General features: G+C 55.6%; 14 protein-coding genes and 3 pseudogenes. 11 read left to right on the top strand and 6 right to left on the bottom strand.

Features of this window, described 5'->3' with window-relative positions:
• Positions 1 to 499, bottom strand: a 499-nt coding sequence (locus AC1D35_RS31885) for a LysR family transcriptional regulator (protein WP_477941864.1), incomplete at its 3' end; no start/stop codon positions are given.
• A gap of 78 nt (positions 500 to 577) precedes the next feature.
• Here AC1D35_RS31885 and AC1D35_RS31890 point away from each other — a divergent pair.
• Both AC1D35_RS31890 and AC1D35_RS31895 read left to right on the top strand, forming a co-directional pair.
• Complete coding sequence (locus tag AC1D35_RS31890; protein WP_477941845.1) at positions 578 to 907, top strand: helix-turn-helix domain-containing protein; 330 nt, start codon at positions 578 to 580, stop codon at positions 905 to 907.
• A gap of 550 nt (positions 908 to 1,457) precedes the next feature.
• Positions 1,458 to 2,759, top strand: coding sequence for a hypothetical protein (locus AC1D35_RS31895; protein WP_477941847.1), 1,302 nt, complete (start codon positions 1,458 to 1,460; stop codon positions 2,757 to 2,759).
• Between the two features lie 60 nt (positions 2,760 to 2,819).
• On the opposite strand, the gene AC1D35_RS31900 is transcribed toward AC1D35_RS31895, so the two are convergent.
• On the bottom strand, positions 2,820 to 3,731 hold the full coding sequence (locus AC1D35_RS31900) for an HNH endonuclease (protein ID WP_477941849.1): 912 nt from the start codon (positions 3,729 to 3,731) through the stop codon (positions 2,820 to 2,822).
• A gap of 51 nt (positions 3,732 to 3,782) precedes the next feature.
• On the opposite strand from AC1D35_RS31900, the gene AC1D35_RS31905 reads away from it, so the two are divergent.
• Positions 3,783 to 4,490, top strand: a complete 708-nt coding sequence (locus AC1D35_RS31905; protein ID WP_477941851.1) for a recombinase family protein — start codon at positions 3,783 to 3,785, stop codon at positions 4,488 to 4,490.
• Entirely contained in the window at positions 4,454 to 4,684 is a 231-nt protein-coding gene (locus tag AC1D35_RS31910; RefSeq protein ID WP_477941866.1) for a recombinase family protein, read from the top strand. Before AC1D35_RS31905 ends, AC1D35_RS31910 begins: the two co-directional genes overlap by 37 nt.
• Here AC1D35_RS31910 and AC1D35_RS31915 read toward each other — a convergent pair.
• Together AC1D35_RS31915 and AC1D35_RS31920 are read right to left on the bottom strand one after the other, a co-directional pair.
• A complete protein-coding gene (locus AC1D35_RS31915; RefSeq protein WP_477941868.1) occupies positions 4,681 to 5,937 on the bottom strand; it encodes a type II toxin-antitoxin system HipA family toxin in 1,257 nt (418 codons plus the stop codon). The two genes, AC1D35_RS31910 and AC1D35_RS31915, sit on opposite strands and share 4 nt — an antisense overlap.
• Before the next feature lie 22 nt (positions 5,938 to 5,959).
• Entirely contained in the window at positions 5,960 to 6,274 is a 315-nt protein-coding gene (locus tag AC1D35_RS31920; protein ID WP_477820096.1) for a helix-turn-helix domain-containing protein, read from the bottom strand.
• Between the two features lie 122 nt (positions 6,275 to 6,396).
• Between AC1D35_RS31920 and AC1D35_RS31925 the strand changes: the two are divergent.
• Positions 6,397 to 6,798 (top strand): annotated as a pseudogene (locus AC1D35_RS31925) (DinB/UmuC family translesion DNA polymerase); the annotation flags it as partial.
• Here the strand turns inward: AC1D35_RS31925 and AC1D35_RS31930 are convergent.
• A pseudogene (locus tag AC1D35_RS31930) lies at positions 6,795 to 7,309 on the bottom strand (SOS response-associated peptidase family protein). The pseudogenes AC1D35_RS31925 and AC1D35_RS31930 sit on opposite strands and share 4 nt — an antisense overlap.
• 56 nt (positions 7,310 to 7,365) lie before the next feature.
• On the opposite strand from AC1D35_RS31930, the pseudogene AC1D35_RS31935 reads away from it, so the two are divergent.
• The 5 genes and pseudogenes from AC1D35_RS31935 (at position 7,366) to AC1D35_RS31955 (ending at position 13,347) form a co-directional block, all read left to right on the top strand.
• Positions 7,366 to 7,955: pseudogene (locus AC1D35_RS31935) on the top strand (SOS response-associated peptidase family protein).
• A 166-nt stretch (positions 7,956 to 8,121) separates the two neighbouring features.
• Positions 8,122 to 10,632, top strand: coding sequence for a zinc ribbon domain-containing protein (locus AC1D35_RS31940; protein WP_477941854.1), 2,511 nt, complete (start codon positions 8,122 to 8,124; stop codon positions 10,630 to 10,632).
• A gap of 486 nt (positions 10,633 to 11,118) precedes the next feature.
• Positions 11,119 to 12,096, top strand: coding sequence for a S1/P1 nuclease (locus AC1D35_RS31945; RefSeq protein ID WP_477941856.1), 978 nt, complete (start codon positions 11,119 to 11,121; stop codon positions 12,094 to 12,096).
• Positions 12,097 to 12,160: 64 nt separating this feature from the next.
• Positions 12,161 to 12,991 (top strand): hypothetical protein, encoded by an 831-nt coding sequence (locus AC1D35_RS31950; RefSeq protein ID WP_477941858.1) that lies wholly within the window; start codon positions 12,161 to 12,163, stop codon positions 12,989 to 12,991.
• Between the two features lie 92 nt (positions 12,992 to 13,083).
• A complete protein-coding gene (locus AC1D35_RS31955; protein WP_477941859.1) occupies positions 13,084 to 13,347 on the top strand; it encodes a BP74-related protein in 264 nt (87 codons plus the stop codon).
• 431 nt (positions 13,348 to 13,778) lie between these two features.
• Here AC1D35_RS31955 and AC1D35_RS31960 read toward each other — a convergent pair whose 3' ends face one another.
• Positions 13,779 to 14,774: an AraC family transcriptional regulator gene (locus AC1D35_RS31960; RefSeq protein ID WP_477941861.1), complete on the bottom strand. Its 996-nt coding sequence runs from the start codon at positions 14,772 to 14,774 to the stop codon at positions 13,779 to 13,781.
• A 35-nt stretch (positions 14,775 to 14,809) separates the two neighbouring features.
• Here AC1D35_RS31960 and AC1D35_RS31965 point away from each other — a divergent pair.
• Positions 14,810 to 15,348 (top strand): aldo/keto reductase (locus AC1D35_RS31965; protein WP_477941862.1); only part of this gene is annotated, 539 nt, incomplete at its 3' end.

The raw sequence follows: 15,348 nt of genomic DNA on the forward strand, positions 1-15,348 counted from the left end.
GCAGGTAACGCTCATGGGCAATCGAGAAGAAGCGCAAGGAGCCGATATTCTCCACCGGCGGGATGAAGCGGAGATTGATGCGGCCTGCCTCGATATGGCGGATGATGTCATCGGTGGTGCCGCTTTCGATATGCATGCGGATATCGGGATATTTGCGGGCAATGCGCGCAAGGAACGCCGGCAGGACGCCGATCGTGGCGGGATAGACGGTGCCGATCGCAATCTTGCGCGTTGTCTTGCCGGCAACGGAGCGGGCGATCTCCGTCGAAAGGTCCACTTCGCTGAGGATCCGGACCGCGCGCTCGTAATAGGCAGCCCCTGCTCTCGTCAGTTCCACCCGTCTTGTCGTGCGGATGAAGAGCTGCACGCCGAGTTCCTTCTCCAGTGCCAGCACCTGGTTCGACAAAGCCGGCTGCGCGATATGCACCTTGGCTGCCGCCCTGCCGAAATGCAGCTCCTCGGCCACCGCGACGAAGTAGGATAGCTGGCGTAGTTCCATGATACCCACAATTTGTTCTTTAATTTCACAACGTATTGTACATGGACCCGTGGTGCTCGTCATGAACAAAATGTGGGCATGGAGACTTTTTCTTCGAACCTCAAAAAGCGAGCCGAACAGCTTGGAATTTCAAACGCCGAGGTCGCTCGACGCGTGGGTTTGAGTGAACGCAGATATGGAAATTACATCTCCGGAACCAGGCAGCCGGATCTCGCTACGCTTGTAAAAATCTCGGCGGTACTGATGACGAGCCTCGACGAGCTACTGTCAGACAAACCCGATAAGTCTGCGAAAAGTCCCAAACGCAGCCTTCAAGAACGCATCTCGTCAGCGGCTGAGGCTTTGAACGAAGACGACCTTGCGAGGGTGGCGATCATGCTTGATGCATTGGCAGCAGCTCGGTCTTAAAGCCCAAGCCAGAACTGACCGTTCGTTTGCACAAATCGGATCTGTCGTTGGAATCGCACGGATCGCCCGTATAGAACCGGCGGTATGGCGGGCGATCTTGCACTAGCAGATGCCTACTGCCGTTCTAGGCGCCAGAAGTTGGCGGCTGTGGTTTTCGGCGTTCCCGTTTCGAACGTCAGCAAATTGGCTTCCCATCTCGCCACCGTGAGCCGTTTGGGACAGCAACGTGCCACCCGCTCTGTTTTCGGCCACCTCGGCCAGTGGGGGTGTACCGACCTGCCAGGTTCGCTCTTTTGAAAACGGTCCCCTGGGACCAGCCCAATCTCGCAATAATCGTGCACAAATTTTTGAGTCGGCGTACAACATCGCAACAGTGCAAACGGGGATCGCATGGATACGTTAGAGTTTTTCAGGCGCCGAGACGGTATTCACCTTTAAGGCTTGAGCTTAAATCTACTAGAAAATCAAATGGTGTTGCATTCTATAGATTGAACGAGCAGGCTGCCGTCTAATTCCTGCGGCCGAATTGATCACCTCATACGAGAGTGCGATGCCTAAAGATCTCAATGATGCGATCGATTCGATATTTCGTGGAATAGTTTTTATTTTCTATAATTATGTATACTCCATATTTCTTCTTCTGATAAATCCAGTTAAAGCCACTTTTATAATTGTTCATAGACTCCGCTCTGGAAACATATACCAAACAAGACCTTATGTTTTCATTTTTCTCAGCTTCTTCGTCGAGCTGGCATTTCCCAGATATTATTTGCAGCTCACAAACATACTTCAAAGACGCTTTGTCGATACCGATCAAGGACCAATCCCCGATACAACGCTGCTAAACGACATCTATCGTCGAGCGCTGGCGATTTTTGAGCCACAGTTCTTACTGGCGATTACTATCTCCTGCATCGTAATGTGCGTGTTGCTAGATGGAGCAGCGAATGTCCTAGTTTCAGCTATGTGCGATCGCCGGATCGATCGCCGCTTGTTCAAGGATAGTTTCTTTTATCTCAGCGGGTTTCAAGCCGTGCTTTTTTGCTTAGCGTTTGTCGCCATTTTTAGCGGATTTCCCGGACTTCTTTGGTCACTCAATGATCAATACAGTCAGGCCCAGTTTTTCTACATGATTTTCGCGCTGGCAAAGAATATTCTCAGTTTCGATCAAACGGATGGTCTTTTGGTGAACGGCGGAATCTTCGCCATCTCAATGGCAGTTTTTATTTACGCACTTTTGCAGCCAGCCTTTATTATTAACGTATTTGCACGATCACGCTTGCGGCCTTCGCTGCGCTTATGGCTCTCACCGGCCGCCGCCACAACAGTGGGGTGGGCGGCTTCAGCTATTGCCGCAATCGCATTTTTCCAAGTCGGAAACTTTGTCGCGGATCAAATACGGCCGGCGCAAGCCGAGAACCTTACGATCTCAAACGTTACCTGTTTCTCATCCTTGGAAGCACCGGCGAAAGTGAGGGCAATCGCGCTGGTTGCGAACTCGACGAGCGACCCGGCGCGTCTGCTTTCCACTGATTTTGTCATTAAGCTTCGCAAGTGGAACGAGCCGTCTATTGAAAAGGAGAATGGCGAGCAATACACGGTAAAGTCGCTGAGATCAAAGATCACGGACAGCAACACCGGTAGCAGGACAGCATATGCACTAGCACCAGGCCAGCTCATTTGGCTTGAAGTAGAAACCATTGATAGCTTTGCCGACTTCCTCGATAAGGGGAAATTCAAATCTACAACCGATGTGTGCGGCGTGTCATTGCCAGGTGCTTTCGGAGGCTCAATTCAAGCTTTCGGCAGCGTCGTCGACCCGCGAGATTTCGAAGGAGGCGATCCGCACTGACATCCCAAATTTTTGGCTCTCAATCGTGAGCGCCTTGAAGGGACATGAACCACCGGCATGCTAATGTTTGAATGTATTCTCACGATGCCATTGTAGAAATTGAGGATGCGGGCGCGCGTGAATACCTGTCGGCGAGATCGCCTTTCCAGTCTTGTTGATGAGACCCTGGATACTGTCGCGATCGTTTGCATGGCGTGAGACCAGGATCTTAAGATCGTCTGACAAGCCGATAAGGCCTCGATCAAACATCCAGTGTGCAGTTCCGGAGAGCGCAATGCCGTTCGACAAGATATCTGGTCCATTCGCTTCAACTGGGCGGATATGGGCGGCATCAACCTCGGCGCGCCCGCCGCCGTTGATCAGCTTCAAGCCTGTTACCGCACATCGTTTGTCGTAGGCTTGCACGATCAAGCGACGAAACAGGCGATCACGAACGATGCGCGACGAAAGCTGCGTGACCCGCGCCCTCTCCTGCTCGACCATAAAAGGAGCTTGGACATCCTCCGAGAACCCGATCGGCGACAACGTGTCGATTGCTTGTCCTGACCGCGGCAGTTCCGGTTGATCTTCCGCCATTCCGATAGAGAGGATGCGGTTGAAATCCGCTGCTGAGATCGGCCGCACTGCGGCCTGCGCTCGTCCCGAGATCCGTCCCGCTTCGTTCAGCACACCGCGCTCGATCACGCCATCCGGCCCGCTAAAAGGAACGGCGTTGACGAAATCGAGGTAGCTACCGGGTTGGATCAGAGCCAGATACATTTCGGGCGCTTTGGGATCTGGAATGACCTGTGCGACTTTGGCCACGGCGAAATATCCGCGGGTCGCCGCCACCTTTCGGGGCTCATAATAGATGATCCAGTCCCCAACACTGGCTTGGACGCGGCTGAGATATTGGCCCGGAAACTGATATTGCTCAGCCGGGCTGTCGTCATAGATCGAATCTGTGCGGTGAATGAAAACCCCGAATCCCATTTGCAATATCTACCATGGCGATCGTGAATCAAAACAGGGAGATCGGTCACTATGCATGCCCTCAAGCGCGTCATGCTTTACGCGCGTTACTCGACAGATCAACAAAACCCCGCCTCGATCGAAACCCAACTCGATCTCGGAAAAGAATTTATTCAACGGCAAGGCTGGTATCTGGCTGACACTTTCGTTGATGCTGGCATCAGCGGCTCGTCACTCGAGACGAGGCCAGGTTTTCAGGCTGGGTTGGCCCGGTCGAATGCAGGTGCATACGACGTTTTTCTCTGCCTCACCCTCGATCGCCTTTCCCGCGACCTGGAGCACAGCGCCCGTATTCTCAAGATTCTGCAGTTTCATGATGTTGAACTCTGGACGGTCCACGGTGCTTCAGCGGTGTCATCGATGGAATTGGGACTGCGCGCCGTCCTCAATCAGGAAGTGCTCGAGCAGGTCCGCTATCGCACGCGAGAGGGCATGAAAACCGTCGCCAAGCATGGCCGGGTACCCGGCGGCATCTGCTACGGTTACAGGGTGCGACGGGAGTTCGACGAGAACGGTGAGCCGGTGCGCGGCCTCCGTTCCATCGACCTCGATGAGGCGGCAACCATCGTCTGGATTTTCGAGCGATACGCGGATGGCCTTAGCCCGGTCAAGATTGCCGACGAACTCAATGCACGCGGATTGCGGTACCCGGTCCACGCGGACGACGTTGGCAGGGTACCGCAATCCGCGGTCATCGAAATCGTGGCAGCGGCATTTTGAACAATCAGGCCTACATCGGGCGGATCATCTTCAACCGCCTCGCCTATCGCAAAAATCCCGCCACCGAACGTCGGGTATCGCGGGAGAACGCAGCCGAGATGCATGTCGTCCAAGAGGTGCCGTCACTCAGGATCATTGACGACAGTCTCTGGCAACGCGTGAAGATGCGACAGGAAAACCGGTGCACTGGCTAGGATAGAGCTTCATCCCCGCTGGACTGGAAGGGTTCAGTCCGTATGCCAAGGATCGGCATCATCAGCCGCACATGAGCATCGATCCGCTCGAGAACCTTCGCCGGAACGACCTCGCGCTCCTGCAGCGACCACCAGAGCTCGTTCACGCGCTCGATAGTTTCGGCCACGGCCTTGAGAACCGCGGCTTCCGGAAGACGTGCGCGGTTGGCGAAGGCTTTCCATCGCTGCGCATTCATTGCCTTGAAGGGCCGCTCGCCTGCAAGCGACAGCGCCATGGCGTCCGCTGGGATGTAGGGGATCGTCGAGAGCACATCATAGACAGGCGCGAGTTGCGGTTTGTCGCCAGCCTGGCGATAGATCAACGACCAGTTCTTCAGGTGCATGTCGCCATTCCCGGTCAAGGCAGCCAGCGCCAGTCGGCGGACGAACTCGAGCGCGGCGTCTGACGAAACGGCAACGTTCAGTGCTGCAGCGATATCATGATAGGCGGCGCCTTCGTATTTGCGAGAAGGATAGACGCCGAACACCTGCGCGAAATCCTCGATATGGATCCGCTCACCGCCAAGACCGCGATCGAAGCGTTTGACGAGCAGGACTTTTCCGTCCGACAGCGTCTCGAACTCTTCCGGGACACCCTCGAACTCCGACTGCTCGACAAGTTCACGTTCTGGTACCTCCATGCCGATCGCTTCGGCCAAAGCAAGATTGGCATATTCGTTTTCCGACACTCCGGGAAATGAGGTCGACGGAAATTTAGCGATATACGAACCTTGCTCATCGCCAAGCGGTAGGGTCAACCCACCACCTTTCCCCGTGTTCTTGATGACCGAAAGCTTCATCTGGACGCCGGCGAGCGAAAACCGAGCCTTCGGTTTCGGAACAGGCGGATCGTTGAGACCAGCAACCGTTCCGTCGCTCGGCACGACCCGAACGGCACCCGGCAGATCTGACCCGAGTGCGACGAGCAGGTCGAAATCGTTGCCGGCGCGAACGGTACCGGCGTGGTGTTTTTCCATCGCCTCGCGCAGCTTGTCTTCGGGAAGCAGATTGGCGAAAAAAGCCGGCAAGGCCCTGGCAACAGGCTTCGGGTCCTTGCGCAAGCCGCCGGTGGCTGCGCGAAAAGACAGGCTGAGAACGGGAAAGCCGCCTGTTGCGCGATAGCTTTCCTCGAAGCTGAAGGCGTTGAAATCGCCGGGCGTCCGAACGATCGTGCCGACCTTCACGTCGTTCAGCATAACGTCAAGCGACGACATGGATCTCGGATCAGGAAAAGCCTTAGACACCAAGATCACCGTCCGGATGAGCGACAAATGCCGGGAGATCATCAAGATCGTCATGCGGCCGCAGCAACGCATCGACAGCAGGCACCATCGCCTGCGGCACGAGCATCAGTTCAAGCCCGAGAGCGCGGGCGATGTTGATCAGCGTCGTCGTGCGCGCCGCACTGCTTCCGGCCTCGATCTCACGATAGCGAGGACGCGATATGCCGGCCATGTCGGCGACTTGCTCCTGGGTCAACTGCCTGCCCTTACGAGTAGCCTTCAGCAACTGTCCGATATCCAGCAGGGCATCTGACTCAGACTGTGCCATCATACCTCCCTGTCATTCTTCACTGGAATCGAGGAAGACCTACCAAAATCATCCCTACGAGTCAAAATGAAAAGATATAAATAAGGATCATTTTTAAAAATAAGATCCATTCACATATCATTCACAGTGTCGCCCGCGGCATCGACAATCGTCAGGTCAAGCCGGATCGGGAGCGGAAATCCATCGGCGCGGAGGATACGTTTTCGCAGGACATCCATTCCTACGAACGCGCGCGCGAAGGGCTTCAGTCGCTGATCGAAAAAGTCTGGGGCTACTGCGAAGCCAACGAAATTGGCGCCAAGACGGTGACGCTCAAGGTCAAATATGCCGACTTCAGCCAGATCACCCGCAGCAAGACAATTCCGTCAGCTCTGCCGGCGATCGCCGATCTTGAGGAGGTGGTTGACCTGCTTCTCGCGCCAATCTTCCCGGCGCAAAAAGGGATCCCTCTGCTCGGCGTGTCGCTGTCTTCGCTGGAACGGCGCGCAGTTGCCGCGGAACCGCAGCTGCGGCTGGCGCTTTAGACGGCGAGCATTGTCTGAACAGGAGGGGTCGAATGGCGCCTGACCCGAAATGTCCCCGCCGGCAGGGGTCGCAGGATTTCGTCCTCGGCCACAAGTGCGTCGAGCCAGGCCATGCGTTGATCGCGGGTGAGGACCACCATCTGCCGGTCATGGAACGGCGCAATATCGGCATTCGCCTCGGTTGTCAGGATGGCATAGGCCTCCGGCCAATCGGGGGTCGAGGCCAATCGGGGGTCGCAGGCCGCCAGATCGCCGCGAAATAGAACCAGTCGGCGTTGGCGAGCGAGAAGCTGAAGCTCCGATGGCGAAACTGGGACGCCGGCACCAGGCATCGGTGGGTCGGAAACGTCCTTCCCTCCGATCGAATGACGTTCACTGGACGCGGCCCGCCGTCGCGCGGACGCAGGTCCCATGGCAGCTCCACCATCTCCACATCGCCGTCATGGCGCCTTATGATGACGCGGCGCTCGTCGAGCGGGGCGTCGGGCCGGAAAACATTCGCGCTCATAATAGTAGAACATAGCAGGAACACGCCTACGAGACAACCAGAACCGAAACGGAGGATGCATGTGCAATGACTATCGGCTGATGGTGGATGTCGCCTCGATCGTCGAGAACTTCGCCGACCTCAAGATCAAGATCCGTTTCGGTGAAGGTGCGCCGAACCTCGAAGCACGTGAGGACATCAAGATTACCGATCTCGGCCCTATTGTGACAGGAATCGATGGCGCTCCCAATGAGGCGGAATTGGTGCAGCGGCGCTGGAGCTGGCCGGGTCCGAACAAACGGCCGGTCTATAATTTCCGGTCGGACGGGCGGGAGTTCAACTCCAACCGCGCCTGATCATTGCCGACGGCTTCTACGAGTTTACCGATCCCAAGGATCCGAAAAAGAAGCGCAAGGACAAATGGCTCTTCACCAAGAAGGAGGAGCCGATCTTCTGCATCCCCGGCATCTGCCGCGAGACGCCGGAGGTGGGCCAAGCCTTCACCATGCTGACGATGGAGCCGGGGCCGGATATTGCGCCGTACCATGACCGCCAGATCGTCATCCTCGAACGCAGCACCTGGGCCGACTGGCTCGATCCGACGGTCTCTGCAAAGTCGCTGATCAAGCCCCTTCCAGCGGGGACGCTGGCGGTGGAGCAAGTCGGCTGATCAGACGCGAGGTCTGCGCATGTGTGGACGCGGGCAAGATTCCGACAGGCTCATCAGTGCTCATTGTCCTGCTGAACGATACTAGCGCGCACTTCAGATGGACTCTGTCCGAGCTTTGATCCAAAATCGTTAGATGGATCACTGATCAGCTGGATCTTGGGATATTATGAGCAAACGGCCCACACGCTTGCTGCTACTTGCCTGGACAGCGTCGACACTCATCACCAGTGGACCTGCGTGGGCACTTGAGAGCTTTCCTCTGTCATTGCCGGATGGCTGCCACGCGCAGCTGCGTTCGGGGTTGGTTTTCTCCGCCGCCCCCCCGATTGAGGCATTCAAGCGTGGCGGCTTCCTCGAAAGTTACGACGTTCTTTGCATTGGCAAAACCATTACAATCTCCGAGCCACTCCGATCTAGCGGCGGCAATGTAATCATCTTAGCAGAGAGGCTGAATCTTCGAGCCTCGATTGATACTCGGCCATATTTCCGGAAGCGTAGCGCCAGACCATATGCGGGTTCGGATGCCTTTCCGAAAGCTTACGAATCCGCTTACCGCCAATACGGTGTGTCAAAGAAAAATCAATCTTGGCTTAAATCCAAGGAGGCGGTTGTAGAAGAGGTTTTTGGCTACGACAAATTTATGAAATCACTATTTCAAGGCTACTATGAGCTGTGTGTTGACTGTATTCGCAGCGGAGATGAAGTCTGGATGCCCGAGTTGCCAAGTGGGCTCACCCCTACCTTCATAAATTGGCCTTTGTTTGACTTGGCTAAAGAAGTGAAAAACGTCATCCAACGAGAAGGAGTCCCTCCGCTCGAAGGAACTGACCGCGACCTTGCTTCATCCGGGGATATCTCGCTCTTCGTCCAAAGCTTACAGTTGCCAAGCAATATCCCTTCGAAGCGTACCGCCCCAGATCCACTAAGCTGCTCAAAGGATCAGCCGTTTGAACTGGCTCTCTTAGAAGCCGGCGGAGCTCGGGGCGGCAGAGGCGGTTTGGGCCAACCCAATGAGTGCATGGGCGATCCCATCAATCGGCGACGATACTCGGGCTACAGTTGCATCAGCGGACCGGGAGGCAAGAGTTCGCGCGGCGGCCCTGGTGGCAAAGGAGGGGACATTTACGTCGGTAGGATCGGTGATTTTGCGCTAGATTTTTCAGCGGTAGCTAATATCGCGGGAGGACCAGGAGCAGGTACTGGGATTTTTCGAATGCCGCGCAATTGGAAGCCGCCTGGCATTTGCCAACATAAAACGCAGCAGCAAACGGAAGCTAACGCGAACGGCGCTGACGGACATATCTCGTCGTCAATCATCACACTTGCAGAGGCGTGGTCCGCCGTTCAGCTTATCGCGGATACATTGGACGGTTTTTTTGTCTATGACATTACTGAACTAGGTCGTCGGGCGGAGCTTGACGAACGGGTCAGCGCCCTGTCTTTCGGTGACTATCTAAATTTAGCGGCGAAGAGACTCGAGCTCGACGCTCTCAGAAGCTTCTCCGAAGAGTTGCCACGCCTCGTCGCCGCGCCTCTTGGTCAGGCAAGTTCTCTAAACGCTGCTCAGGGGTATTGGGCTTGGGATGGGTCGCTTCGTTCGAATGATCTACCCGCCTCCACCGAAGCCTCTCTGCGGACGATACAGGAGCTATCAGCGGATTCCACCTTATCGCGGCTAACGAGCTTTATTTCACGGCACGGAGGCTTGTTGGATCTAATCAATAGTAACGCGCAGCTCGACCTTAGCCTTCGTCGGATCCGCGAAGTGCTAGGTGCGCAGCTGGATGCGGCCGAACGGATACGCGCAGCTTTAGAAAAGATTAATGTGGGGATAACAGAGATAAAATTCTTTCCCCAATTGGAGAAAGCGGAGGCCGATGTTGAAGCGGCAAAGATCTCTATTCACGCCAAGTTGGCCGAGTTTGAGCGCGATAAGGCGAGATTCAAAGGAGAGTGGAAAGACKCTGAACGAATGTACATTGAAGGGTTTGTAGGACTGGTATCAATGGGCGCTGCTGGAGCAGCGAACTCTTCGGATTTCGAGCCCGCAGCAAAGAAGATCGGTACTGCGTTGTTGAAAATGGCTACGATAAAACCATCAACGGCTCCGACTTTTCTTGAGTTGTATAAGCAGCTCGACGATGCCAAAGCCAAATTGTCCCAACTGAGTCGGGACGCGGCAACTGAAAGAAAAAGAGCACTCGAAGTTCAGTCCAAGGCTCTATTGGACGCGGTTGAGAGCCGCAGGCATGGAGCCACCGAACTGATGAACAGGTCTGCTGCGTTTCCAGATCTACTGAAGAATGCAATTTTGACGTTCGTTTCGAGCGCAGCCAGGAACCGCGAATCGCTTGTGAGGAATTTGAACAGCTTGTCCGAATTCGCGGGAGGGCAGATAGTGCCGGGGGAATTAGTACTACTTGATGAGCCTGCCCAATTGCGCGATTGCGCGGATGCAAGAGGCACGCCTCTCGACGGGAACAACTGGTTCGAGGTCGAGAATTGTTTAGTTGTGCTGCCGAGCGAGTCAACGCGTGCCGTGATGGGCGTCATAGACGGAGAGCCCACTTTACGAGACCTCAAGCTACCCTTGCTAGTTCTGGCGCCGTTCACTCGGGGACAAAAGCATTTCAGTTTGCAGGGATTCTCTGAGGTTACGGTGCATGATGTTCGGTAGCAAGCCTTCCGGCTGACAGCTCCCTCCTGCGTTTAACCGGGCGTCACATCTGGTAGCACAAGAGAGCCACCGCAAAGACAAGCTCGAGGAGCGACCCTCGATTGCTGCCCCTCGTCCTGTGGTCGGGGCAATCGGGCGTCGACGCACAAATCTCCTTGGTCTTGATGGGAATGGGATCATCGATCGATATTGGGGTCAGGCCTGACAGCATCCACCAGCGTATCGTAAAGGCGCCGGCACATTCTTTCAGTTTCTTCGCGCCACTAATTAAGGGAACTGCCACGCGTTCGCCAGTGGGATTGGTTGTACAACGCCATCATCGTCGCGCAGGACCGTAGGAAACACACTCGGGTTCGCATAAGCGTGCCACCACCGAATTTCCTTGACGAAAATTAGAAGAGTGCGAGATGTTGCAACCTCAACGCTAGTGGGTTGGGAGGATGTGCGATGCTCTTGCGAATTCTGACATGCGTTACGGTGTTGCTGATGACGAYCAGCTACGGCTGGGCGTGGGGGCCGAAGGGCCATGCCTTGGTGGGTAAGATTGCCGATGGTCAATTGAGCCCAAATGCGAAAGCGCAGGTGAGTGCGATTCTTGGCTTTACCTTATCGGAAAGCGCGACCTGGTTGGATTGCGTGAAGAGCGTCTACAAAAAGCCGACTGGCGAATTCAAGTTCGAGGAAAGCCCAGCGCACCCGGAATGGACACGGCCTTCCTGCATCCCATTCATGGATGGCGGTCCCGAGATCGAGCGCATGCAGGACTACGTAAGCCGCAACTGGTCGAACTGTGTCTATTCGGGCGGCACTCGCGGCTGCCACGAAAGCTATCATTTTGCCGATATCGCCATACAGCGCGATGGCTATGCCGACGATGGAATCGGTGCCGCAGAACATGACATCGTCCACACTGCCAACGCCGCAATAGCGGTACTGAGAGGCATGCCATCACCATCGGGCTTTTCGATAAAGGACAAAAAGGAAGCCATTTTTATCCTCGCTCACCTCATTGGCGACATGCATCAGCCGCTGCATGTGGGATCGGTCTATCTCGACGCGGATGGAAAGCTGGTTGACCCTGATGCCGGCATCTATGATCCGGCCACTGAGAACCGCGGTGGCAACGATCTCGTCACGGGGGCAGGGAACTTACACTCAGAGTGGGATTCGATACCCGACTATTCAACGGCTCAAAAGAGACAGATGATTAGCGATGCGCGGCTCGTCCCAGTGACGGCCGGACCGGCGGACAAGTGGATAAAGGCCTGGGCATCTGAAGGGATCATGAATTCGCGCGTGGTTTTTGCTGACGCAAAATATGGCGCCAAGCTGGCCGCTGGCAAATGGCCGATCAGCTTCGAAGATCCCGCCCTCCACGTTCAAGATGAAAACCAGATAAAGCGCGGCCAGTTAATCAAGGCCGGGGTTCGCCTGGCGCAATTGCTCAACACAGTTTGGCCCTGAACTGGTGACGCTGGTAGCGTGTCGTGGTTGAGAAGCGATGGATTTGAGTAGGAGATCTAGTTGAATGGCAACATTGGTGAGACTTGCGGCAAGCTGTTTTATCGCCATCGGCTCGACGGCTTCGGCAAAGGCCCCTCAAGAGTTGCCTGCGATTTTCCAGAAACGAATCGCCGCTTGGCTAGACCCGCACGTCAGCGACAAGCAGCACGATGGCCAGTACATGAGGCAGAACTGCACTGATGCAGATCTGAAGCAGTTTCCGGAGTGGCAAGGCCTGCCCGTCCAAGCCTGCACCCACACCGACACGCAATTCCCAAAGAATCACGTAACTACAACTGCCTATCTGCTGTTTCCCAGCGCTGACCAACTCGCCAGCTGGATCGTCAATGCCTGCGTCGACGCCGGGAGGATCGAATTGACGACTTGCACCGGCCGCTTGGCTTCACGCATGTGGACGGCGTCGAATGGTCAGTTTCCGGTGGCCGGATACGTCGTGGAGCCTGCACAGGAAAAGACGTGGGAGTATCCCGACGATCCCTATTGCTTTCTCTTTCGTGACGGAGTGGGCGTAACAACGGAAAGTTATCCCGAGACTACCCATGCGATAGACAATGCCTGCGGACCTCCCGCGGCGGCCTTCGAGGCGCCCGTGAAGGCGTTCTCCTACGGCAGGCCGGTCTCCGCCACGCGCACGTCCTACAAAGAGGCGGGGGGCGTTGCGGATGTCGGTGATGCCGAAAATCGATCACCTCAATGGGCTTCGGCGGTTGGCCAAGCGTTCCGGGACGCGTGGGGACAAGAGCGTAACCTACTTTTCCGAGCCGCCGTGTCGGAACTCAGCGTTTGCGACGGCAATATCTGGACGAGCGACCCGATTCCGGAGTCCTGCAATTAGAGGGGATTCAATGAACGCAGTATCAAACGTAACGTTCGCTCTATTGGCCGTAGCGGGAGTAATTATTTTCACGGCAAGCGGCTTGCCGGCGCATGCGGGCGCCCGCCTATTTCGTATTCGAGCAGCCGCCGCCCGCGGACGCGGTGCAGAAGACCAACCGCTTCATTTTCAGGTTGGATGATAACAAACGAATAGCGGAAGCCCGCGAAATTCTGAAATCCGACAGCAAACTCCATTTTCAGGGGACAATCGAAACTCAAAAGGCCCATACTGTCGTTTGGCATTTAATCGTGAGACGCCGATGCCAACAAAATCATATACTTAGCCCTGCACATAATTTGAGATTTGGCACTTAATTCGAGATTTTCGATCAGCTCGTGCCACTTAATTTGAGATTCGTCACGATATTCATTACGAACATCTCGCTCGCGATACCTTTGCAAATCTCAACGATTACAGAATGTTGTCTAGCTATATCGTCGTCCCGCACCGGGATTCACGTCACGCTAGTCTCATTCTAAATGCCAAACCTTGGATGAACGGCCGCATCGATTAAGTGCCAAACCACATTTGCGGTTCGCTTTACCGGAAATTGGAACGCTGTATTGGGGTCGATACATAGAACAGACCCAGATATGCGCTAAGCCCCGACAGCCACGCTTCGATGTCGCAAAACACCTGTTTGTCGCCGGTGTCGTAGCTTTCCCGCAAACGATGTTGTTTTGGGAAACTCGGTTACATCGTCAGTGACAGGATCGGCCGGGTTCACACCAAATGTGCGGCCACATCAATTCCTGCTAGCCCGTAGCCTTCCAGCATCGCGCGCAGGCGGTGTGCCGAACATCCGCGTGTACTCCCGACTGAACTGCGACGCGCTTTCATATCCGACTGCAAATGCTGCGCTTGTCGCGTCGGCATCGGCGAGCAGTAGCCGCCTCGCTTCCTGCAGGCGGAGAGTCTTCTGATATTGCAGTGGGCTCATGGCAGTGGCAGCTCGGAAATGGCGATGAAATGTTGCCACACTCATCCCGGCAATTTCCACCAGCTCCTCAATTCTGACAACGCGATCCAGGTTCATGCGCAAATGGACGATAGTATCCCGAACCTGTGAAATCCGGCTACCGGCTCGGGCTGCCTGGCGAAGCAGCGCTCCTTGCGGGCCTTGCAAAAGGCGAAAAAGAATCTCGCGCTCGATCAATGGCGCCAGCGTGGCGATTTCGTCTGGCGCATCGAGCAACCGCAACATCCGTGACCAGGCATCGAGCAATTCAGGCGTCATAGCGCCTACCGCAAAAGCTACGGTATCTCCCTCGGCTTTGCGAGGTATGTCAACAATCAGATCCGAAAGGATGTCCTGGTCGATCGCAAGCCGTACTGCGACGTAGGGCGCCTCGGGCAAATCCTCGATCGTGACGCGCGATGCCGGCACGTCAATCGAAGCGATGAAAAAATGATTGCTATCGTAGCGCAGCGTGCGGTCTCCGATGACCACTCGCTTGGTGCCGCGCAAGACGGTGCCAAGCATGGGCTGATATAGAACCCCAACCGGCCAACCCTCCTTCTGCGCGGCATGAACGCTTACTCGCGGGATCGACGCTCCTTCCGATTGAGTGGCGTGGCGGTATGCGAGATCGGCGATAGTTTCGTGCATTAAATCTATATGACCTTCACTAAGCGTGTAGGCAAGAACCCGGCTGATTAAAACGGTCAGTGATCGGATCAGGCAAAAATCTGCGACAATCCGGCGCGAAGAAGCCGGGGACAGGTGCCATAACAGGGCCATCCGCCTGCCCGTTTCGTTTCACTCAGGAGAGCCCCATGCGCTATAACATCCTCGGCCGCACCGGCCTGTTCGTTTCCGAACTCTGCCTCGGCACCATGACCTTCGGCGGCGGGAGCGGCATCTACAGCAGCATGGGCGGTCTACAGCAGAAAGAAGCTGACGGTCTGGTTAAGACCGCGATCGATGCCGGCATCAACTTCATCGATACGTCCGATGTCTATTCAAAAGGTCTTTCCGAACAGATCACGGGCCAGGCGTTGCGCAACCTCGGGATCGCACGGGAAGACGTGATCGTCGCTACCAAATTCTTCGGGCCTACGGGCGACGGCCCGAACGCGCGTGGCACGTCCCGCTCGCATATGCTGTACGCCTTGGAGGGTAGCCTCAAGCGTCTTCAGGTCGAGCATATCGATCTTTACCAGATCCACGGCTTCGACCAGATCACGCCGATGGAGGAGACGCTGCGTGCGCTCGAAACGGTCGTCCAACAGGGTAAGGTCCGCTATATCGGCGTCTCCAATTGGGCTGCCTGGCAGATCGCAAAAGCGGTCGGTATTTCCAACCAGTTCAACCT

It is taken from the genome of Rhizobium sp. P1_E6 (genome assembly GCF_056405875.1).